The 21,528-nt window shown below is 66.7% G+C and carries 18 protein-coding genes and 1 pseudogene; 2 read left to right on the top strand and 17 right to left on the bottom strand.

Annotated elements, in window-relative coordinates:
- Positions 1 to 3: 3 nt before the first annotated feature.
- The 15 genes from BM252_RS28145 to BM252_RS28075 form a co-directional block, all read right to left on the bottom strand.
- A complete protein-coding gene (locus BM252_RS28145) occupies positions 4 to 1,218 on the bottom strand; it encodes an NAD(P)/FAD-dependent oxidoreductase (RefSeq protein ID WP_093391018.1) in 1,215 nt (404 codons plus the stop codon).
- Positions 1,215 to 1,565 (bottom strand): nitrite reductase small subunit NirD, encoded by a 351-nt coding sequence (gene nirD, locus BM252_RS28140; RefSeq protein WP_093391016.1) that lies wholly within the window; start codon positions 1,563 to 1,565, stop codon positions 1,215 to 1,217. The genes BM252_RS28145 and nirD overlap by 4 nt, the downstream gene beginning before the upstream one ends.
- A 31-nt stretch (positions 1,566 to 1,596) precedes the next feature.
- Entirely contained in the window at positions 1,597 to 4,119 is a 2,523-nt protein-coding gene (gene nirB / locus BM252_RS28135; protein ID WP_093391015.1) for a nitrite reductase large subunit NirB, read from the bottom strand.
- Between the two features lie 112 nt (positions 4,120 to 4,231).
- A complete protein-coding gene (locus BM252_RS28130) occupies positions 4,232 to 5,536 on the bottom strand; it encodes an MFS transporter (RefSeq protein WP_093391013.1) in 1,305 nt (434 codons plus the stop codon).
- Positions 5,537 to 5,851: 315 nt separating this feature from the next.
- Positions 5,852 to 6,763 (bottom strand): uroporphyrinogen-III C-methyltransferase, encoded by a 912-nt coding sequence (cobA, locus tag BM252_RS28125; RefSeq protein WP_093391012.1) that lies wholly within the window; start codon positions 6,761 to 6,763, stop codon positions 5,852 to 5,854.
- 169 nt (positions 6,764 to 6,932) lie between these two features.
- Positions 6,933 to 7,610 (bottom strand): methyl-accepting chemotaxis protein, encoded by a 678-nt coding sequence (locus BM252_RS28120; protein ID WP_093391010.1) that lies wholly within the window; start codon positions 7,608 to 7,610, stop codon positions 6,933 to 6,935.
- A 50-nt stretch (positions 7,611 to 7,660) separates the two neighbouring features.
- Positions 7,661 to 8,824 carry a CmpA/NrtA family ABC transporter substrate-binding protein gene (locus BM252_RS28115; protein WP_093391009.1) on the bottom strand — a complete coding sequence of 388 codons (1,164 nt, stop codon included), beginning with the start codon at positions 8,822 to 8,824 and terminating at the stop codon, positions 7,661 to 7,663.
- A gap of 310 nt (positions 8,825 to 9,134) precedes the next feature.
- Positions 9,135 to 9,758: an ANTAR domain-containing response regulator gene (locus BM252_RS28110; protein WP_093391007.1), complete on the bottom strand. Its 624-nt coding sequence runs from the start codon at positions 9,756 to 9,758 to the stop codon at positions 9,135 to 9,137.
- Between the two features lie 153 nt (positions 9,759 to 9,911).
- Positions 9,912 to 10,589 carry a carbonate dehydratase gene (can, locus tag BM252_RS28105; protein WP_093391027.1) on the bottom strand — a complete coding sequence of 226 codons (678 nt, stop codon included), beginning with the start codon at positions 10,587 to 10,589 and terminating at the stop codon, positions 9,912 to 9,914.
- A gap of 109 nt (positions 10,590 to 10,698) precedes the next feature.
- Positions 10,699 to 11,832 carry a molecular chaperone DnaJ gene (gene dnaJ / locus BM252_RS28100; RefSeq protein WP_093391006.1) on the bottom strand — a complete coding sequence of 378 codons (1,134 nt, stop codon included), beginning with the start codon at positions 11,830 to 11,832 and terminating at the stop codon, positions 10,699 to 10,701.
- A gap of 151 nt (positions 11,833 to 11,983) precedes the next feature.
- Positions 11,984 to 13,981, bottom strand: coding sequence for a molecular chaperone DnaK (gene dnaK / locus BM252_RS28095; protein WP_281249405.1), 1,998 nt, complete (start codon positions 13,979 to 13,981; stop codon positions 11,984 to 11,986).
- A 51-nt stretch (positions 13,982 to 14,032) separates the two neighbouring features.
- Positions 14,033 to 14,563: a nucleotide exchange factor GrpE gene (gene grpE / locus BM252_RS28090; protein WP_093391003.1), complete on the bottom strand. Its 531-nt coding sequence runs from the start codon at positions 14,561 to 14,563 to the stop codon at positions 14,033 to 14,035.
- Between the two features lie 599 nt (positions 14,564 to 15,162).
- Positions 15,163 to 16,272, bottom strand: a complete 1,110-nt coding sequence (gene hemH / locus BM252_RS28085) for a ferrochelatase (RefSeq protein ID WP_093391025.1) — start codon at positions 16,270 to 16,272, stop codon at positions 15,163 to 15,165.
- A 213-nt stretch (positions 16,273 to 16,485) separates the two neighbouring features.
- Positions 16,486 to 18,153: a DNA repair protein RecN gene (gene recN / locus BM252_RS28080; RefSeq protein ID WP_093391001.1), complete on the bottom strand. Its 1,668-nt coding sequence runs from the start codon at positions 18,151 to 18,153 to the stop codon at positions 16,486 to 16,488.
- A 33-nt stretch (positions 18,154 to 18,186) separates the two neighbouring features.
- On the bottom strand, positions 18,187 to 19,089 hold the full coding sequence (locus BM252_RS28075) for an NAD kinase (protein ID WP_093391000.1): 903 nt from the start codon (positions 19,087 to 19,089) through the stop codon (positions 18,187 to 18,189).
- 207 nt (positions 19,090 to 19,296) lie between these two features.
- On the opposite strand from BM252_RS28075, the gene BM252_RS28070 reads away from it, so the two are divergent.
- Positions 19,297 to 19,674 carry a VOC family protein gene (locus BM252_RS28070; protein WP_093390998.1) on the top strand — a complete coding sequence of 126 codons (378 nt, stop codon included), beginning with the start codon at positions 19,297 to 19,299 and terminating at the stop codon, positions 19,672 to 19,674.
- A gap of 23 nt (positions 19,675 to 19,697) precedes the next feature.
- On the opposite strand, the gene BM252_RS28065 is transcribed toward BM252_RS28070, so the two are convergent.
- Positions 19,698 to 20,645 carry a DUF3667 domain-containing protein gene (locus BM252_RS28065; protein ID WP_093390997.1) on the bottom strand — a complete coding sequence of 316 codons (948 nt, stop codon included), beginning with the start codon at positions 20,643 to 20,645 and terminating at the stop codon, positions 19,698 to 19,700.
- A 213-nt stretch (positions 20,646 to 20,858) separates the two neighbouring features.
- On the opposite strand from BM252_RS28065, the gene BM252_RS28060 reads away from it, so the two are divergent.
- Entirely contained in the window at positions 20,859 to 21,116 is a 258-nt protein-coding gene (locus tag BM252_RS28060) for a hypothetical protein (protein WP_093390995.1), read from the top strand.
- Positions 21,117 to 21,257: 141 nt separating this feature from the next.
- Here BM252_RS28060 and BM252_RS31275 read toward each other — a convergent pair.
- Positions 21,258 to 21,528, bottom strand: a pseudogene (locus BM252_RS31275) (IS4 family transposase); the annotation flags it as partial.

Genomic DNA, 21,528 nt, shown 5'->3' with positions numbered 1-21,528 from the left:
AGATCAAGCGGCTTGGGCGCACAGCGCCTCGCCGAATAAGAGATGATTGCGGATCGCGCCGATGTCGGTGCGGTTCTGGATCAGGCCGAAGTACCAGGGGCCGTCCTGCACGTCGCCGTACAGCACGGCGCCGGCGATGCGGTTGTCCTTCAACACCAGGCGCTTGTAGACGCCACGGCGCGGGTCGCGCAGCACCAGGTCCTCGCTGCCCTCGCCGCCGATGAAGTCGCCGACCGAGTACAAGTCTACTCCGGTCACCTTCAGCCGTGTCGGCGAGGTCTGCTGCACGTAGCGGCGGTGGCCGGCGCCGGCCAGGTGGGCGCCGCAGACGCGGGCCTGGTCCCAGATCGGCGCCACCAAGCCGAAGGTGGCGCTGCGGTGCTGCACGCATTCGCCGACGGCGTAGACGCGCGGGTCGTAGGTTTGCAGCGTGTCGTCGACGACGATGGCGCGCTCGCAGTGCAGGCCGGACTGCTGGGCCAGCGCCATGTTGGGGCGCACGCCGGCGGTCATCACCACCAGGTCGGCCGGGATCTCGCTGCCGTCCTTGAAGCGCACCGCCGTCACGCGGTCCGGGCCGACAATCTCGGCGGTCTGGGCGTTGAGCAGGAAGCGCAGGCCCTTGTGCTCGAGCGCCTTTTGCAGCAGCTGCGCGGCCGGCTTGTCGAGCTGCTGGTTCATCAAACAGTCGGTGACGTGCACCACCGTCACCTGCATGCCCTGGCGCAGCAGGCCGTTGGCCGCCTCCAGGCCGAGCAGGCCGCCGCCGATGACCACGGCGTGGCGGTGGCTGCGCGCCGCCTCCAGCATGGTCTCGACGTCCTGGATGTCGCGGAAGGCGATCACGCCGGGCAGCTGGTGGCCCGGCACCGGGATGATGAAGGGCTTGGAGCCGGTGGCCAGCAGCAGGCGGTCGTAGCGCACCTCCAGGCCGGCGGCGCTGCGCACCACGCGGCGGCGGCGGTCGATGTGTTCGACCGGGTCGCCGGCGTGCAGCGTGATGCCGTGCTCGGCGTACCACTCGCGGGTGTGCAGCATGATGTCGGCGATGCTCTTTTCGCCGGCCAGCAGCGGCGACAGCAGGATGCGGTTGTAGTTGCCGTGCGGCTCGGCGCCGAACACGGTGATGTCGTACATGTCCGGCGCCAGCTTGAGCAGCTCCTCCACCGTGCGCATGCCGGCCATGCCGTTGCCGACCACTACCAGCGCCGGTTTCATACGCCGACCCAGACCTTGCCCTCGGCGATGCGGGCCGGATAGGTGCCGACGGAATTCTCCGGCGCCTCCAGGCATTCGCCGGTCTGCAGGTCGAAGTGCTGCTTGTAGATCGGCGAGGCGACCACGATGCGCTCGCCCAGGCTGCCGACCAGGCCGCGCGACAGCACGGCGGCCTGCGAGTTGGGGTCGTAGTTCTCGATGGCGAAGACGCGCGGCGTGCCGTTGTCGTCGAGGTGGAACACGGCCACCTGCACCTCGTTCAACAGCGCGCAGACGCCGGTGTTGGGGACGATCTCGGCCAGGTCGCAGACGGCGATCCATTTGTCGGTTTGCATATCGCGGTGCATACGGTTCTCCTGAAGGTGGGCGGACAAGTGCTTAGGCTTTGACGGCGATCGGGATGACGCGCTGGCGTTCCTCGAAGGTGGCCGGGCGGATCTGGCCGCGCTCCTCCATGAACACCACGTTCTGGTCGCCCTTGTCGCTGTTGACGAAGGTGCGGAAGCGCTTGCGCGTCTCCGGGTCCTCGACGGCGGCCTTCCATTCGCAGGCGTAGGTGTCGACCACGTGCTGCATCTCGGCCTCCAGCTCGTCGGCGAGGTTCAGCTTGTCGGCGACGACGACCTGCTTGAGGTAGTCGAGGCCGCCTTCCAGGTTGTCGCGCCAGACGCTGGTGCGCTGCAGGCGGTCGGCGGTGCGGGTGTAGAACATCAGGAAGCGGTCGATGTAGCGGATCATCGTGGCCTTGTCCAGGTCGGCGGCGAGCAGCTCGGCGTGGCGCGGCTTCATGCCGCCGTTGCCGCAAACGTAGAGGTTCCAGCCCTTTTCGGTGGCGATGATGCCGACGTCCTTGCCCTGCGCCTCGGCGCACTCGCGGGTGCAGCCGGACACGCCGAACTTGATCTTGTGCGGCGTGCGCAGGCCCTTGTAGCGGTTCTCCAGCTCGATGGCCAGGCCGACGCTGTCGTCCACGCCGTAGCGGCACCAGGTCGAGCCGACGCAGGATTTGACGGTGCGCAGCGACTTGCCGTAGGCGTGGCCGGACTCGAAGCCGGCGGCGATCAGTTCCTCCCAGATCAGCGGCAGCTGCTCGACGCGGGCGCCGAACAGGTCGACCCGCTGGCCGCCGGTGATCTTGGTGTACAGGCCGTACTTCTTGGCCACCGTGCCGACCGCGATCAAGCCGTCGGCGGTGACTTCGCCGCCGGCCATGCGCGGCACCACCGAGTAGGTGCCGTCCTTCTGGATGTTGCCGAGGAAGTAGTCGTTGGTGTCCTGCAGGCTGGCGTGCTCCTTCTTCAGCACGAAGTCGTTCCAGCACGAGGCCAGGATGCTGGCCGCCAGCGGTTTGCACACGTCGCAACCACGGCCCTTGCCGTGCTGCGCCAGCAGCGCGTTGAAGGTGGTGATCTTGCCGACGCGGACCAGGTGCAGCAGCTCCTGGCGCGAGTAGGCGAAGTGTTCGCAGACGTGGTTGTTGACGTCCATGCCGAGCTTTTTCATCTCGGCCTTCATCACCTGCGTCACCAGCGGCACGCAGCCGCCGCAGGCGGTGCCGGCCTTGGTGCAGCTCTTCAGGGCGCCGATCGAGGTGGCGCCGTCGGACACGGCGCGGCACAGCGCGCCCTTGCTGACGTCGTTGCAGGAGCAGATCTGCGCGGTTTCCGGCAGCGCGTCGACGCCCAGCGCGGGACGGGCCTGGCCGTCGGACTGCGGCAGGATCAGGAACTCGGGCGACTCGGGCAGCTCGATGCGGTTCAACATCATCTGCAGCAGGGTGCCGTATTCGCTGGCGTCGCCCACCATCACGCCGCCCAGCAGGTATTTGCCGCAGTCGGAGACCACGATCTTCTTGTAGATCTGCTTGCGCTCGTCGGTGAACTGGTAGGAGCGGCTGCCGGCGGCGGCGCCGTGCGGGTCGCCGATGCTGGCCACGTCGACGCCCATCAGCTTGAGCTTGGTGCTCATGTCGGCGCCGGCGAACTCGGCCTGCTCGCCCATCAGGTGGCGCGCGGCGATGCGCGCCATGTCGTAGCCGGGCGCCACCAGGCCGAACACCTGGCCGTTCCACAGCGCGCACTCGCCGATGGCGTAGACGTCCGAGTCCGAGGTCTGGCACTGGTTGTTGATGGTGATGCCGCCGCGCGGGCCGGTGGCCAGGCCGCATTCGCGCGCCAAAAAGTCGCGCGGGCGGATGCCGGCCGAGAAGACGATCATGTCGGTGTCGAGGTGCGTGCCGTCGGCGAACTCCATGCGGTGGGTGCCGTCGACGCCGTCGACGATGGCCTGGGTGTTCTTGCCGGTGTGGACGGTGACGCCGAGGTCCTCGATCTTCTTGCGCAGCACGCGGGCGCCGGCGTCGTCGACCTGCACCGCCATCAGGCGTGGCGAGAACTCGACCACGTGGGTGGCCAGGTTCATGTCGCGCAGCGCCTTGGCGCATTCCAGGCCGAGCAGGCCGCCGCCGATCACAACGCCGGTCTTGGAGCGCTTGCCGCATTCGAGCATGCGTTCCAGGTCCTCGATGGTGCGGTAGACGAAGCAGTCCTTGCGGTCCTTGCCGGGCAGCTGGGGCACGAAGGGGAAGGAGCCGGTGGCCATCACCAGCTTGTCGTACTCGAGCACCTCGCCGCTGCGCACGGTGACGGTCTTGGCGTCGCGGTCGATGGAGACGGCGCGGGTCTTCAGCTTGAGCAGCAGGTTGCCGCGCTCAAAAAAACCCTGCGGCACCAGCGACAGCTGCTCGGCCGAGGTGCCCGAGAAATACTCGGACAGGTGGACCCGGTCATAGGCCGGGCGCGATTCCTCGCACAACACGGTGACCTGCATGTCGCTGCTGTCGCCCAGGCTTTCCAGGAACTTGTGGCCGACCATGCCGTGGCCGATGACGATGATTTTCATGGTGTTGCTCCCTTAATCTGCTAACGAATGCTGCTAACTTTTACCCCGACCCGGGACGCCAGCGCCGGGGTCAGACCCCTGCGGGGTCTGACCCCTTGCCTTGCGGGGTGGCCTACGCGGCGAGTTTGTTGGCGCCCAGCGCGGGCTGCATGGCGCTGCTCGAGAAGCGCGCGCCGAGGGCGCACACGGCCGAGACGGCGACCAGCACGCCGAGCACGCTGAGGGTCTGCTGGGTGTTGCCCAGGCCCTTCATCAGGAAGCCCGCCGCCACCGCGCCGACATTGCCGCCGGCGCCGATGATGCCGGCCACGCCGCCCAGGGCGCGGTTGTCGATGAAGGGCACCAGCGCGTAGGTGGCGCCGCAGGCCATGTGGGTGAACAGGCCGAAGGTCAGCATGGCGATCACGGCGAAGGTGGCGCCGTCGGCGTTGGCGAACCACAGCAGGCCGGCGCCCTCGCCGATCATCATGATGAACAGCAGGGTGACGCGGCTGTTCAGGTTGCCGCGCAGGGCGACCCGGTCGGAGATCCAGCCGCCCAGGGCGCGGGCGAACAGCGCCAGCAGGCCGAAGCTGCCGGCGGCCAGGCCGGCGGCCTTGAGCGAGAAGCCAAAGTGGTCGACGTAGTAGATGGCGGCGATGTTGTGGATGAAGATCTCGACGCCGAAGCAGGCGCCGTAGGTGACGAACAACAGCCAGACGCGGTGGTTGGTGGCGGCGGTCTTGAAGCTGTCCCAGCCGCCCTTCTTGCCGCCTTCAATGGGGATGCCGGCGGCGCGCATCTCGCTGTAGTTGCCTTCCGGGCAGTCCTGGGTGTAGCGGTAGTAGAGCACGGCCATGACCAGCATCAGCACGCCCGGCACCAGCAGGGCGGCGCGCCAGCCCATGGTTTCACCGACGCCCAGCATGACCATGGCGCCCATCAGCAAAGGCATCAGCGCCTGCGCCGCGCCGCCGCCGGCGTTGCCCCAGCCTGCGGCGGCCGCGTTGGCGGTGCCGACGATCTTCGGCGCGAACATCACCGAGGTGTGGTACTGGGTGATGACGAAGCTGGCGCCGACGGCGCCGATGCCGAGGCGGAAGAACAGGAAGCTCTCGTAGCTCTGCGACAGCGCCACGCCCAGCACCGGGATGGCGCCGAGCAGCAGCAGGCCGGTGTAGGTCTTGCGCGGGCCGAAGTGGTCGCACAGCGGGCCGACGATCAGCCGCACCAGGATGGTGATGGCGACGGCGGCGATGTTGATGTTGGCGATCTGCGCCAGGCTCAGGCCGAACTCGCCCTTGATGACGGGCATCAGCGGGGCGCAGGCGAACCAGGCGAAGAAGCAGACGAAGAAAGCCATCCATGTCAGGTGGAACGCCCGCATCGGTGGCGTCGCCATGGAAAAGAGGGTGATGCTGTTTGCTTTGCTGGCCATTTTTTTATCCTGATAAGTGAAACAAAGGCGCAAAAAAAAGGCGTCCGCGCAACCTGATCCAATGACCAAGCTGGGCGGACGCCGTTGTCCTTGCCAGTCCATCTTTAGACCAGCGCAATATTTTTGTGGGGATCGCCATTGATCCCTGTTTTAGCTAATGCAAGAGCTGTGCCAGAGGCTGTTGCGCCCGGCGGCAGGGGCTGGGCGGCGGGAACGGCGGTCAAACCGTTGAGGCGTGGAAATGAATCGGGAGGGCGCTGCGATGTTGCGGTGCAGCGCCGCACAGTATCGGTGCGCGGCGCGGTGCATGTTTTTTTACCCCGCAACCCGGAACGCCACGGTCGGGGTCAGACCCCGTACGGGGTCTGACCCCTGGCTTGCGGGGGTGAGGGCGGCATCTCGCGACGTCACGAAAAACCGAATCCCAGGCGACGCGGCGTGGCCGACGGCCGGCTGTTCTAGCGCTGGCGGCGGCGCCAGTTCGGCCAGGTCCTGCCAGTCGTCGGCGCAGCGCACCACGTCGCCGATGACGATGATGCTGGGGCTGCCCAGGCCGCTGTCACGCAGCGCGGCGGGCAGTTGGCCCAGCGTGGTCAGCAACTGGCGCTGGTGGGCGCGGGTGGCCGACTGCACCACCGCCACCGGCGTGTCGGGCTTGGCGCCGCCGGCCAACAGGCCGGCCTGGATCGCCTCGCAACGGGCCACGCCCATATACACCACCAAGGTCAGGCCGGACTGCGCCAGCGCGGCCCAGTTCGGCTCCGAGGCGGCGTCCTTGCCGTGGCCGGTGACGAACACGGCGCCCTGGCTCCAAGCGCGGTGGGTCAGCGGCACGCCCAGCGTGGCCGGCGCCGCCAGCCCGCTGCTGATGCCGGGCACCACCTCGACGGCGATGCCGTGGGCGCGCAGCTGCGCCCGCTCCTCGCCGCCACGGCCGAACAGGTAGGGGTCGCCACCCTTCAAGCGCACCACGTGCTGGCCGGCGCGCGCCTCGGCGATCATCAGGCGCTCGATGAACTCCTGCGGCGTCGACTCGCAGCCGCCGCGCTTGCCCACCTGGATCACCCGCGCCGTGCTCGGCGCCAGCGCCAGGATCTCCGGGTTGACCAGGTCGTCGATCAGCAGCACGTCGGCCGCCTCGATCGCCTTCAGGGCCTTGATGGTCAACAGTTCCGGGTCGCCGGGACCGGCGCCCACCAGGGTGACTTTGCCTTGTGCAGCTTGCATGATGTTTGCTCCGTTCTAGTATTCGTGGGGCCGGCGGGCCATGTCGAGGCGCCGGCGGCTATACAAGCACCCCAAGGCGAAGAGCCAGGGTCAGACCCTAGGGTCTGACCCTAAGTTTGCGTCGCTGGCTCGGATGCTGGACCTCGGTTTGCGCCGGTGGCTCAGCCGCTCAGGCGGCGGCGCTCAGCGCGCTGCTGACCATGCTGTCCATCTCGCTGGTGATGTTGGCCATCACGCCGGCGACGACGGCGAACTCGCGGCCGGCGTGGCCGGCCCGGGCCGCCACCACGCGGGCGTTGAAGGCCACCATCTTGGCCTGCTTGGCGATGGTCTCGATCTCGGTGATGATGCCGCGCAGCTGCTTGCGCATCAGGCGGGCGTGCAGCTTGGACTGCTCCTCGTAGACGGCGGTGATCTGGTTGAGCACGGCCAGGGTCGGCGTGGTGATGCCGACCAGCTCGGCCAGCAGGCCGGGCGCCTTGATGCCGCCGCTGCCGATCGCGTGCAGGGTGCGCTCGGCCAGGTCGATGAAGTCGGCGATCTGCCGCTCGCCCTGGCCGGGGCCGAAGTAGGCGCGCTGCAGCTCGGCGCAGAACACGCCGGGCAGGCCGTCGCCGCCCTTGAGCAGCAGCTTGTGGGCGTTGCGGAACAGGCCCAGCGCCTCGCTGGCGGTGGCGACGGCGTCCTCCTGCCCCTGCGCCGCCAGCACCGCGTACAGCACCAGCCGCTGCGAGGTGAAGCGGCGCCGGCCCGACAGATTGATCAGGGCGCCGAACACCTCGCCCGACAGGGGAACGATGGCGTCGGCGCTGTCCGGCGCCGTGTTGCTGATCAATGCGAGTGTCATGGTGGGCTCCTGTGGGGTGAATTTCTTGGGGGGCGGCGGGCGGCGGGGAATCAGGGCCGGTGCCGGATGGGGAAGGAGGCGGCGTAGCCCTCGGGGTCGCTGCCGTCCCAGACGCTGCCGTCGATCAGGGTCGAGCGGCGCAACGCCGACGGCGGCGTCGGCGTGCCGCTCAGCTCGGCGGCCTCGCGGTACAGCGCGACCTGGTTGACGCGGCAGGCGACGGCGAAATAGTCGGGGTCGTGCTTGAGCAGGCCCCAGCGCCGCTGCTGGGTCATGAACCACATGGCGTCCGACAGGTAGGGGAAGTTGACCGCGCCGCCATCATGGAACCTGACGCTGTGCGGGTCCTGCCAGGCGTGGCCCAGGCCGTCCTCGTAGCGGCCCAGCAGGCGCGGCGCGATGACGTCGCGGCCGGTGTTGACGTATTGGACGGCGGCGATGATCTCGGCCGTGGCCAGGCGGTTGGCGTCGGCCGCCTCGATCCATTTGCTGGCGTCGAGCACGGCGGCGATCAGGGCGCGGCAGGCGTTCGGGTGGTGTTCGACGAACTCGGCCGAGGCGCCCAGCACCTTTTCCGGGTGGTCGGGCCAGATCTGCTGGCTGGTGGCGACGGTGACGCCGACCCGGTCGGCCAGGGCGCGGTGGCCCCAGGGCTCGCCGGCGCAAAAGCCGTCCATGTGGCCGGCCGCCAGGTTGGCCACCATCTGCGACGGCGGCACGCTGATGACGCGGGCGTCGCGGATCGGGTCGATGCCCTGCGCCGCCAGCCAGTAGTACAACCACATCGCGTGGGTGCCGGTGGGGAAGGTCTGGGCGTAGGTGAAGGTGCGCGGCTCGGCGCGCATCAGCGCCGCCAGCGAGGCGCCGTCGACCACGCCCTGCTCGACCAGGCGCTGCGACAGGGTGATCGCCTGGCCGTTCTGGTTCAGCTGCATCAGCACCGCCATGTCCTTCTGCTGCCAGCCGATGCCCAGCTGGGCGCCGTAGACCAGGCCGTAGAGGACGTGGGCGGCATCGAGCTCGCCGCCGATCAACTTGTCGCGCACGCCGGCCCAGGAGGCCTCGCGGCGCAGCACGATCTTGATGCCGTAGCGCTCGTCGAAGCCGAGCAGCGCGGCCACCACCACCGAGGCGCAGTCGGTCAGCGGATTGAAGCCGACCCGCAGCAACTGCTTCTCGGGCCGGCCGGCCGGATGGCTAGCGCTTGTCGTCATGTCCAGAATCCTTCAGCAAATAAAAAAGCGTCTCCCCCGGCACGAAACATTCATGCTGAAAAAGACGCCATTGTCTTGGTGCGCTCCGACCGCCGTTGGCCGATCCGCTATATGTTGGGTAGTTGCAAGTACCATGCCACGCGCGCGGAGGCTGGCGGCTACCCGGATCGGCAGGCCGAGCGGCAACGGGGGAGGAACGGGGCGGAAATGGGGTAAAACGGGGGAGAAACGGGGCAGCGGCGGGGCGAAAAACGCACCACAATTGTGCGCTGCACCACGATGGCGCCGTCGACGCCCCCCGGGCGGAGCCCTAGCCGAGCAGGTCCTCGACGTCGAGCAGGCGCTGGGCCACCTCGGACAGCTTGAGGTTCTTGTTCATCGCCAGGTTGCGCAGCTTCTGGTAGGCCAGGTCCTCGGACAGCTGGTGGCGCGCCATCAGCAGGCCCTTGGCGCGCTCGATGACCTTGCGCTCGGCCAGCTTGTGGCGGGTGTCGTGCAGCTCGCTGAGCAGCTTCTGCTCCTGCTTGAAGCGGGCCAGCGCGACGTTGAGCACCGGCTTGATGCGCTCGGACTGCAGGCCGGCGACGATGTAGGCGGTGACGCCGGCGGCCATCGCCGCGTCCATGCTGGCGGTGTCCTCGCTCTGGGTGAACATGACGATGGGGCGGCGCTCGTCGCGGGTGGCCATGACGATGTGCTCGAGCACGTCGCGGGCGTCGGACTCGGCGTCGATGATGATCATGTCCGGCTGCAGCTGGGCGATGCGCTCGGGCAGGTACATGTCGGCCGGCAGCGAGGCGACGATGTCGTAGCCGGCCTCGAGCAGGCCGACGCGCAGCGCCTCGGCGCGCGCGGCCTGGCCTTGCAGGACGAGGTCGTCCTCCTCGCCGGCGGCGATGATGGTGTTGACGACGACGATACGGAGGTTGCGCATGGGGGGAGCCGAAATCCGCCTGGACATCACGAATGGATCAAAGTGTGCTTCATGGAGGGAATTACAAGCAAGAATCAAACCATGCCGTAGCCGGGAGCGAGGGTCAGACCCTAGGGTCTGACCCTGATTGACCTCGCCCGGCGTCGACCCGGCTCAGCCCTGCTCGTCGGCGTACTGCGCCAGCGCCTTGGCCATGCGCGGCGCCAGGTCGTGGGCGGCGCTGACGGTCATGTTGAGGTCGTTCAACAGGCCGTCCTTCAGGCCATAGACCCAGCCGTGCACACTGACTTCCTGGCCACGGTCCCAGGCGTCCTGCACGATGGTGGTTTGGCAGACATTGTTCACCTGCTCGATCACGTTGAGCTCGCACAGGCGCTCGGCGCGCTTGCGGCTGGTCAGCACGTCGCCCAGGTAGCGCTCGTGCTTCTGGTGCACGTCCTGGACGTGGCGCAGCCAGTTGTCGGCCAGGCCGATGCGGGTGCCGGTCATGGCCGCGTGCACGCCCTTGCAGCCGTAGTGGCCGACGATGATGACGTGCTTGACCTTCAGCACGTCGACGGCGAACTGCAGCACCGACAGGCAGTTCAGGTCGGAGTGCACCACCACGTTGGCGATGTTGCGGTGGACGAAGACGTCGCCCGGCGCCAGGCCCAGCAGCTCGTTGGCCGGCACCCGGCTGTCCGAGCAACCGATCCACAGGTATTCCGGCGAGGCCTGCTGGGCCAGCCGGTTGAAGAAGTCGGGGTCGCGTTGCACCTGGGATTCGGCCCAGCGGCGGTTGTTGTCCAGCAGATTTTGCAGGGGGACGGGGGTGTTCTCTGGCTCGTTCATCTTGATCCTCTCGTTCTCGTACATAACAAGACCGCCGATCCGCTCGGGCGAGCGTCAGGGCGGTCTATCGAAACGGACGCTGGCGCGTCCCGAGTGTGCGGCGACTATCTTACTCGAAGAAGTCCTTCACCTTGTCTTTCCAGGTCTTGCTTTGCGGGCTGTGCTTGGAGCCGCCCTCGGTGGTCAGCTTCTCGAAGTCGCGCAGCATGTCCTTTTGCTTGTCGGTCAGCTTGACCGGCGTCTCGACGGCGACGTGGCAGAACAGGTCGCCGGCGTAGCCGGAGCGCACGCCCTTGATACCCTTGCCCTTGAGGCGGAAGGTCTTGCCCGACTGGGTGCCCTCGGGAATGGTGAACGACACCTTGCCCGACAGCGTGGGCACTTCGATGTCGCCGCCCAGGGCCGCCTTGGCGAAGGAGATCGGCATTTCGCAATGCAGGTCGTCGCCCTCGCGCTGGAACACGCTGTGCGGCTTGATGTGGATCTCCACATACAGGTCGCCCGACGGTCCGCCGTTGGTGCCCGGTTCGCCGTTGCCCGACGAGCGGATGCGCATGCCGTTGTCGATGCCGACCGGAATCTTCACCTCCAGCGTCTTGTTGCGCTTGATGCGACCGGCGCCGCCGCAAGGCGAGCAGGGGTCGGTGATGATCTTGCCGGTGCCGTGGCATTTCGGGCAGGTCTGCTGGATGCTGAAGAAGCCCTGCTGCATGCGGACCTGGCCGTGGCCGCCGCAGGTGCCGCAGGTGGTCGGCGCGGTGCCGGGCTTGGCGCCGGAGCCGTGGCAGGTGTCGCACTTGTCCCAGGACGGCACGCGGATCGTCGTGTCGAAGCCGTGGGCGGCCTGCTCCAGCGTGATTTCCAGGTTGTAGCGCAGGTCGGCGCCGCGGTAGACCTGCGGGCCGGCGCTGCGGCCACGGCCGCCGCCGCCGCCGAAGATGTCGCCGAAGATGTCGCCGAAGGCGTCGCCGAAACCGCCGGCGCCGCCGCCGAAGCCACCGCCGCCACCCATGTTCGGATCGACGCCGGCGTGGCCATAGCGGTCATACGCCTCGCGCTTTTCCGGATTGGTCAGCATCTCGTAGGCTTCTTTGACTTCCTTGAACTTCTCTTCGGATTCTTTGCTGTCCGGATTGCGGTCCGGATGGTACTTCATCGCCAGTTTGCGATAAGACTTCTTGATCTCTTCTTCCGAAGCATTTTTGGCGACACCGAGTGTCTCGTAGAAATCACGCTTTGCCATGTTGTCGGGACCTTGCTGTATTTACTGATGTACTGATTATGCGAAAAAGCCGAGCCGGAACCGGCTTGACGGTCACTCGGCTCGGCCGGTCTGCGCGGCGGCAGAGTCTGCCGACGAGGCCGGACGCGCGCGGCGTCCGGCCAGAGACGGCTTACTTGCTGTCTTTGACTTCCTTGAAGTCGGCGTCGACGACGTCGTCCTGCTGCTTGGCTTGGCCTTCGGCCGCGCCGGCGCCGGCGCCGGCTTGCGCGCCTTCGCCGGCACCGCCGGCGGCTTGCTGCGCCTGCATGTCAGCGTACATCTTCTCGCCCAGCTTCTGCGAGGCGGTCGACAGCGAGGCCAGCTTGGCGTCGATCTCGGCCTTGTCGCCGGACTTGATCGAACCTTCCAAGTCGGTGATGGCGGCTTCGATCTTTTCCTTCTCGCCCGCTTCCAGCTTGTCGCCGTATTCGGTCAGCGACTTGCGGGTCGAGTGGACCAGCGCGTCGGCCTGGTTGCGCGACTCGGCCAGTTCCTTCACTTTCTTGTCTTCTTCGGCGTTGACTTCGGCGTCCTTCACCATCTTCTGGATTTCCGCCTCGGTCAGACCGGAGTTGGCCTTGATCGTGATCTTGTTCTCTTTGCCGGTGGCCTTGTCCTTGGCGCCGACGTGCAGAATGCCGTTGGCGTCGATGTCGAAGGTCACTTCGATCTGTGGCGTGCCGCGCGATGCCGGCGGGATGCCTTCCAGATTGAATTCGCCCAGGCCCTTGTTGCCGGCGGCGATCTCACGCTCGCCCTGGAAGACCTTGATGGTCACCGCGGGCTGGTTGTCGTCGGCGGTCGAGAACACTTGCGAGAACTTGGTCGGAATCGTGGTGTTCTTGTGGATCATCTTGGTCATCACGCCGCCCAGGGTTTCGATACCCAGCGACAGAGGGGTCACGTCCAGCAGCAGCAAGTCCTTGCGCTCGCCCGACAGGACCGAACCCTGGATGGCGGCGCCGACAGCGACGGCCTCGTCCGGGTTGACGTCCTTGCGCGGATCCTTGCCGAAGAACTCTTTGACCTTTTCCTGCACCTTAGGCATACGGGTCATGCCGCCGACCAGGATGATGTCGTCGATGTCGGACACTTTGACGCCGGCGTCCTTGATGGCGATGCGGCAAGGCTCCATGGTGGCGTTGATCAGTTCCTCGACCAGCGATTCGAGCTTGGCGCGGGTCATCTTCAGCGTCAGGTGGACCGGCGCGCCGTTCGCCATGGCGATGTAGGGCTCGTTGATCTCGGTCTGCTGCGAGGACGACAGTTCGATCTTGGCGCGCTCGGCCGAAGCCTTGATGCGCTGCAGGGCGATCGGATCTTTTTTCAGGTCCAGGCCGTTGATCTTCTTGAACTCTTCGATGATGTAATCGATGATGCGCTGGTCGAAGTCTTCGCCGCCGAGGAAGGTGTCGCCGTTGGTCGACAGCACTTCGAATTGCTTTTCACCGTCGACGTCGGCGATCTCGATGATCGACACGTCGAAGGTACCGCCGCCCAAGTCATACACGGCGATCTTGCGGTCGCCCTTTTCGGTCTTGTCCAGGCCGAAGGCCAGCGCGGCCGCGGTCGGCTCGTTGATGATGCGCTTGACGTCCAGACCGGCGATGCGGCCGGCGTCCTTGGTGGCTTGGCGCTGCGAGTCGTTGAAGTAGGCCGGCACGGTGATGACGGCCTCGGTGACTTCCTCACCCAGGTAGTCTTCGGCGGTCTTCTTCATCTTGCGCAGCACTTCGGCGGAGATTTGCGGCGGCGCCAGTTTCTTGTCGCGCACACCGATCCATGCGTCGCCGTTGTCGGCCTTCATGATCGAGTAGGGCATCAGGCCGATGTCCTTCTGCACTTCTTTTTCGTCGAACTTGCGGCCGATCAGACGTTTGACGGCGAACAGTGTGTTCTTCGGATTGGTGACGGCCTGGCGTTTCGCCGGCGCGCCGACGAGGATTTCACCATCTTCTTGGTAAGCAATGATCGAGGGCGTCGTGCGCGCGCCTTCGGCGTTTTCGATTACCTTTGGCTGACCATTTTCCATGATGGAAACGCAGGAATTCGTGGTTCCCAGATCGATACCGATAATTCTACCCATGATTTTTCTTCCTTTTTTGCTAAGTTCAGATGGTACTAATATGTGGAAAAGCTGTATGTTTTCAAGTGCTTATCAAGCCGGCCCGACAAATTATTATTTTGCCTGCGCCGCCGTCACGATGGCCGGACGCAACAGGCGGTCGGCGATCATATACCCCTTCTGCAGCACCGAGACGACGGTGTTGGCTTCCTGCTCGGCCGGCACCACGGCGACGGCCTGGTGCTTGTTCGGGTCGAGCTTGTCGCCCTGCGCCGGCAAGATCTCGAGCAGACGGTTCTTCTCGAAGGCCGCGCTGAGCTGCTTCAAGGTCATTTCGACGCCCTCTTTCAAGGAATCGATCGAAGGCGTTTCCACCTTCAAGGCCATTTCCAGGCTGTCCTTGACCGGCACCATGGCCTCGGCGAAGCTTTCGACGGCGAATTTATGCGCCTTGGAGACGTCTTCCTGGGCGCGGCGGCGGATGTTTTCGCCATCGGCCTTGGCGCGCATGAAGGCGTCGCGCATCTCGACCAGGCGCGCTTCGGTGTCCGCCAGTTGCTGCTCCAGCGACAGTTGCTCTGGAGTCGAGGGGGCGCCCGCTTCCGCCTCTGGATTAGGCACGGCTTGGTTTTCCTGATCTTGCATCTGAGAGACTCCTACGTTCATATTTGTTTGACATGGCTTCTGTACCGACTGCGCAACAAATGGGGCGATATCCTACCTTTTCAAGGGGTATTCTGCCCGCGATTTAATCAGCAAAATCGCGGCAAACTCAGCCTTCGCCCCGTGGCGTGGCGCCGGCGGTGGCGTGGCGAGCTTGCCTAAATTGCAATCATTCCAAAACTTCAGCAAAGGGGGATTCACATTTGCGCCGCAGCGTCTAAGATGAAACTAGACGGCCTGACAGGCTGTTCTTCCGGGAGCGCATATCATGAAGTTGCCGCTGATCACAGCATCCATCGTCGCCTACATCGTTCTGACGACCGCGTGGATCTGCTACACCGGGCTGATCCCCTAGCCTACAAGCCTGCTATTTTAACAGGCTGGCACTCGTCGAGGCCAAGTGCTGATTACGGCTTGGCGGCGGTGGTCCGGCACCCCTGTGGCTTTTCGTCTACGCCCGGCCGCGCCGGCGCCGTCGCCGGCTTGGCGCGCGCCCGTGCGGCGGCGCCCGTGCCGCTGGCTCGGACGCTGGCTTGGACCACGGCGAGCGCGCTGGAGCAGCCGCAGGATCTGCCGCCGGATCAGGCGCTGGCGCCCAGGCGCAGCGCCGCTTCGCGGCCCAGTTCGGCGTCCTTCTTGACGGCCTCGCGCTGGGCCGGCGTCATCATGGTCGGCCAGCCTATCATGTGCTGCTCGGCGATCTCGGCCAGGCCGGCGATCCAGTCGGGCGACTCGTTCAGGCAGGGGATGTAGTGGAACACCTCGCCGCCGGCCGCCTCGAAATCGTGGCGCGCCTCCATGGCGATCTCCTCCAGCGTCTCCAGGCAGTCGCTGGTGAAGCCGGGGCAGATCACGTCGACCCGCTTGACGCCGTCGCGCGCCAGTTGCTGCAGGGTGGGCGCGGTGTAGGGCTGCAACCACTCGGCCTTGCCGAAGCGCGACTGGAAGGTCACCACGTATTGCTGCGGCGTCAGCTTGAGGCGGGCCGCCAGCAGGCGCGCCGTCTTCAGGCACTCGCAATGGTAGGGGTCGCCCAGCAGCAGGGTGCGCTTGGGCACGCCGTGGAAGCTCAGCAGCAGCTGGTCCGGCCGGCCGTGCGCCTCCCAGTGGGCCAGCACGCTGTGCTCGAGCGCGCGGATGTAGGCCTCGTGGTCGTGGTAGTTGCGCACGAAGCGCAGCTCGGGCAGGTTGCGCACCGCGCGGTAGTGGTCGAACACGGCGTCGTAGATCGAGCCGGTGGTGGTGCCGGAATATTGCGGATAGGCCGGCAGGATGGCGACGCGCTCGCAGCCGTCGGCCTTCAGCTTGGCCAGCACCTCGGGCAGCGAGGGCGAGCCGTAGCGCATCGCCATGGCGACGGTGACGCCGTCGTGGCCGCGTTCGGCCAGGGCGCCGAACAGCGCCTCGGCCTGGCGCTGGGTGTGCACCTTCAGCGGCGAGCCCTCGCGGCTCCAGATCGAGGCGTACTTCTTGGCCGACTGGCCGGAGCGGAACGGCAGGATGATCAGGTTGAGGATGCACCACCAGACGGCGCGCGGAATCTCCACCACGCGCGGATCGGACAGGAACTCCTTCAGATAGCGCCGCACCGCCGAGCGGGTCGGCGCGTCCGGCGTGCCCAGGTTGACCAGCACGATGGCGCTGCGGCTGACGGTGCCGTGCGTGTATGGAGGTTCTTTTTGAAAGGACATGAAGGCCAATGGGAGGTGGACGGGACAGCCTGCCATTATAGAGAGCTTGCGCGCAGCCGGAGCGAAAACTACGCCGGCCGGCGCAACAACCCGGGTCAGCCCCCAAGCGGGGTCAGTGCCGACATTCGGACACGACCTCAACTGTAGCGTCGTTCCGTCGAACGCCTTTACTGCCGAGCCCGTGTACGAATGTCGGCACTGACCCCGGGGGAGTTAGGAGGCGAGCAGCTCGCGGGCGTGCTTGCGGGTGGTGGCGGTGATCTCCAGGCCGCCGAGCATGCGGGCGACCTCCTCGACGCGGGCCTTGCTGTCGAGCACGTCGATGCGCGAGGCGGTCTTGCCGCTCTCCAGGGTGCGCTTGGCCACCTGGAAGTGGTGGCCGGCCTGGCTGGCCACCTGCGGCAAATGGGTCACGCACAGCACCTGGCGCTGCTGGCCGAGGCGGCGCAGCAGGCGGCCGACCACCTCGGCGACGCCGCCGCCGATGCCGCTGTCGACCTCGTCGAAGATCAGGGTCGGCGTGGCGGTGGCGTTCGAGGTGATGACGGAGATGGCCAGCGCGATGCGCGCCAGCTCGCCGCCGGAGGCGACCTTGGCCAGCGGCCGCGGCGCCACGCCGGCGTGGCCGGCGACCATGAATTCGACCTGCTCCAGGCCGCTGCTGCTCGGCTCGCCTGCGTGCAAGGCCACCTCGAAGCTGCCGCCGGTCATGTTGAGGTCTTGCATGGCGCGCGTCACCTGCTCGCCCAGCTGGCGCGCCGCCACGGCGCGCGTGGCGGACAGCCGCTGCGCCACTTCCATGTAGGCGGCCTTCAGCTTCTCCTCCTGCTGGCGCAGGCCGTCGAGGTCGCTGGCGTCGGCCAGTTGCTGCAGCTTGCCGGCCAGCTTGGCGTGCTCGTCGGGCAGCTCGTCGGGCGTGACGCGGAACTTGCGCGCCGCGCTGTGGATCACCTCCATGCGGGCGTCGACCTGGCGCAGCCGCTCGGGGTCGAGCTCGACCCGGTCCAGATAGTCGTTGAGCGCGTAGACGGCCTCCTGCAGCTGGATGCGGGCCGGTTCGATCAGGTCGACCACCGCCTGCAGCCCGCTGTCGATGCCGGCCAGCTTGCCCAGCTTCTGGTTCAGCGCCGACAGCTGCGACAGCACCGGGTGCTCATCCGCCTCGGAGATCACGGCCAGCGCCTCCTGCGCGCCCTCGAGCAGGCTGGCGGCGTGCGACAGGCGGCTGTGCTCGTTGGTGATGTCGGCCCACTCGCCCGGCTTGACGGCCAGCTTCTCCAGCTCGCCGACCTGCCACTCGAGCCGCTCGCGCTCGTACAGCACGTTGGCGGCGTTGGTTTCGAACTCCTCGCGCTGGCGCGCCAGCGCGCGCCAGGCCTTGTGGCCGGCGGCGACGGCGCGCGCGTCGGCGGCGGCGCCGGCGTCCTTGCTGGCGGCCTGGCTGTCGAGCAGGGCGCGCTGCGCCTCGGTCTTGAGCAGCGACTGGTGGGCGTGCTGGCCGTGGATGTCGACCAGCTGGTCGCCCAGCTCGCGCAACTGGGCCGCCGTGGCGGCGATGCCGTTGATGTAGGCCTTGGAGCGGCCGGCGTTGTCGATCACCCGGCGCAGCAGGGCGCCGCCCTCGTCGACGGCGAACTCGTTGGCCGCCAGCCACTGCGCGGCGGCCTCGCCGACGGCGAAGTCGGCGGTGATGTCGGCCTTGGCGGCGCCCTCGCGCACCACGCTGGCGTCGCCGCGGCCGCCCAGCGCCAGGGTCAGCGCGTCGATCAGGATGGACTTGCCGGCGCCGGTCTCGCCGGTGAAGACGGAGAAGCCGGCGGAAAATTCCAGTTCAATCGAATCGACAATGACGAAATCGCGGATGGACAGTGTACGCAGCATGGGCGGGGGCAAAGTGGGTGGGGTTGGGTTGGCTTAGCTGAGCTTGCCTTCACCGGACGGGTATTCGTTCCAGTGCAGCTTTTCGCGCAGCGTGTTGTAGTAGCTCCAGTCGTGCGGGTGCAGGAAGGAGATGGTGTGCGGCGAGCGGCGGATGACGATGCGGTCCTGCGCCGCCAGGCTGGCGAAGGTCTGCATGTCGAAGTTGACGCTGATGTCGCGGCCACGGACGATCTCGACCACGATCTCGCTCGACTCGGGCAGCACGATGGGCCGGTTCGACAGCGCGTGCGGGGCGATCGGCACCAGCACGATGCCGCCCAGGCTGGGGTGCAGCAGCGGGCCGCCGGCCGACAGCGCGTAGGCGGTCGAGCCGGTCGGCGTGGCGATGATCAGGCCGTCCGAGCGCTGGTTGTACATGAAGTGGCCGTCGACCTCGACGCGCAGCTCGGCCATGCCGGCGCCGGCGCCGCGGGCGACGACGACGTCGTTGACGGCCATGCCGACGTGGATGACCTCGCCGTCGCGCAGCACGCTGCCCTCGAGCAGGCTGCGGCGCTCGGCCTTGTAGCTGCCGCCGAGGATCTTGGCCAGCACGTCGAGCATGTTGTCGAGCGGAATGTCGGTCATGAAGCCGAGGCGGCCCTGGTTGATGCCGATCAGCGGCACGTCGTAGGGCGCCAGCTGGCGCGCGATGCCCAGCATGGTGCCGTCGCCGCCCATGACGATGGCGGCGTCGGCGCGGGCGCCGATGCCGGCCGCGTTGAGCACCTCGACGCCGTGCCGCCCCAGGTGGGCCGCCGTCTGCTCCTCGAGCACGACGCTGTGGCCGGCGCGCTGCAGGAAGTCGATGACGCTGTCGACCGACTCTTCGATGCCGTCGGTGTTCTGGCGGACGACAAGCGCGATGGTCTGGAACATGGCATGCGTGGCGGGCATAGAAATCTCGTAACAATATAGGATGGCGGGGCTGGCAACACGCAGCAGAGTAACCCATAATGCGGGCTTCTGCTATACGACGATGCCAGGCGCAAACCGGATGCCGGTACGCGAGTCCTCCACGGGAAGGCGTCGGAATACTGTATATGCAACCAGTATAGTGCGGGCAGGCTCAGACTGCAAGCGGCAACCTCACAGGAGAACAAGATGGCAAAAGCGTTGGGCGTAGGTGGTATTTTCTTTAAATCGAAGGATCCGAAGGCCTTGCTGGCCTGGTATCAGACCCATCTGGGCCTGCCGACCGAGTCGTCGGAGTACGCCTCCTTCTTCCCGGCCGCCCTGCCGGAGGGCAGTTGCACGGTGTTCAGCCCGTTCAAGGTCGACAACGGCTACTTCGCGCCGTCCAAGCGCGAGTTCATGTTCAACCTGATCGTCGACGACCTCGACGGCGCGCTGGCCCAGGTCAAGGCCGCCGGCGCCGAGCTGGTCGGCGACAGCCAGTCCTTCGACTACGGCCGCTTCGGCTGGTTCATCGATCCGGACGGCAACAAGGTCGAGCTGTGGCAGCCGTCCGGCAAGCTGTGAGCTAGCCGGGCCGGCCTTGCCGCTCAGTGCGCCGTCAGGATGCCGACGCCCATGGAGAGCAGCAGGCCGATGCCGATCGTCACCGTGTAGACGGTCATCAGGGCCAGCCAGCGCCAGGCGGTGGCGCGGCGGCCGCGCTGGTAGACCCGGCGCATCGCCCAGGGCAGATAGGCCAGCAGCCACAGCCACAGCAGGAACTTGACGCCGCCGTGCCCGATCAGGGTCATGGCGCCCAGCATGATGAAGGCGAAGGCGTTGCTGTGCAGGGCGAACAGCAAGTGTTCGCCGTAGCGCTTGCCCGAGCCGAGGTACAACAGCTTCAGGTACAGCGCGAAGACCGGCATCATCAAAAACAGCGCGTAGGGCGCGTAGTGGTAAAAACCGTCGCCGATGACCTTCGACTTCTCCGCGCTGGACAAGTGCTCGAAATGCTGCCATCGCTTGGTCAGGCCGGGCACCCGGTCGGCCCAGCGGGCGATGTCGGCGTCGTCGATGTCGCCGTCGACCCGCCCACCCACTTGCTCTTCACCCACTTGCTCGTTCTTGGCCGCCGGCGCCGCCGGCTTGTGCCGTTCCTCGGCCGCCGCCGGCGCGGCCAGCTCGGCGGTCGGCTTGGCGTCGTCGTCCAGCTGAATCGTCCCGCCGTGAGTGAACTTGAGCAAGGCGAAGAACAGCACGCTCAGCGTCAGATACAAGCGCAGCGGCTGGACGAAGCGGACGCGGCGGCCGGCCACGTATTCGTTGGTCAACAGGCCCGGGCGGAACAACAGGCGCCACAGCGTGCCCAGCAGCTTGCCCTCCAGCGCCACGTAGTGGCCGACGAACTCGTGCAGGAACTCGCGCGCGCTGGCCGGGTGCAGATGGGTTTCCTGGCCGCAGTTCTGGCAGAAGTTGCCGCCGGTCGGCGCCTGGCAGTTGTGGCAGGGCGCGAACGACGGATGCGTCTGCTCGGAGAGGGAATCTGGTTTCAATGCGGTGCTCTTTCCATGGCCGTGACGGAGAAAAGGACGGCGCGCCGTCCTGGCCGGAATAGTAACTGATTTCCCGAAAGAAATGCATGTTGAGCAACCCTCCCGTTGCCGCTCTGTTGTAGGCACGCCAGTCCGCGCGGCGTCGATCAAGCGGGCGACGGCACTGTTGGCGAAGCGCTAAGATGGCCTGCACGCCCACACGAGGAGAACGCGATGGCCACCACCCCGACGGAAAGCAAAACCGACACCAGCAAACCCATGCAGAACGACGGCAAGACCCGCCTGCCGCACGAGCGCGACGAAACGCCCGAGGGCCGGCCGGCCAAGCCGCGCGACGTGATGCGCCAGGCCGCCATCGACATCGCCCAGGGCCTGGTCGACACCGACCGCCACGGCACGCCGGGCGTCGAAAAAGTTCGCCCGGCGCCCGCCGGCCAAGCCAGGCCGCTGCCCAGCGGCAAGCGCGACTGAGGCATTGGCGCGCTCATGGCCAGCCCAGCCACGCTTCCGCCGGTCCGTGCTGCCGTGAATTCAAGGCGCCGGCGGCGGCAACACCAACCAAAGGCGGAGAGCCAGGGTCAGACCCTAGGGTCTGACCCTAATGCCGTTGACTTAAGCTTTTGACTTCTTGTATGGGTAGCGCTGTGCCTTTGATTTGACGACCCGGTCAAAATGACGGCCGGGTCGTTTGACAGTCAGTTCGGTGACTAGCCTTTGCCGCATTCTTTGTAGTAGGGAAGGCAGCTTGCCATAGGCGCGAGTCGCGGCGGCCCATGTTAGTTCGTATTGAATGATGTGAAATGCACGGACGAAGCTGATGTCGGTGGGGTTGCATTGAGCGTCGGCGGCGACGTTGGCCATTTCAAGGCGCACCAGGTTGTAG

It is taken from the genome of Rugamonas rubra, assembly GCF_900114705.1.
In the GTDB taxonomy this organism is placed as follows: Bacteria; Pseudomonadota; Gammaproteobacteria; order Burkholderiales; family Burkholderiaceae_D; genus Rugamonas; species Rugamonas rubra.
Note: the sequence above shows the minus strand (reverse complement) of the source record. Positions and strands in the feature narration are given on the sequence as shown.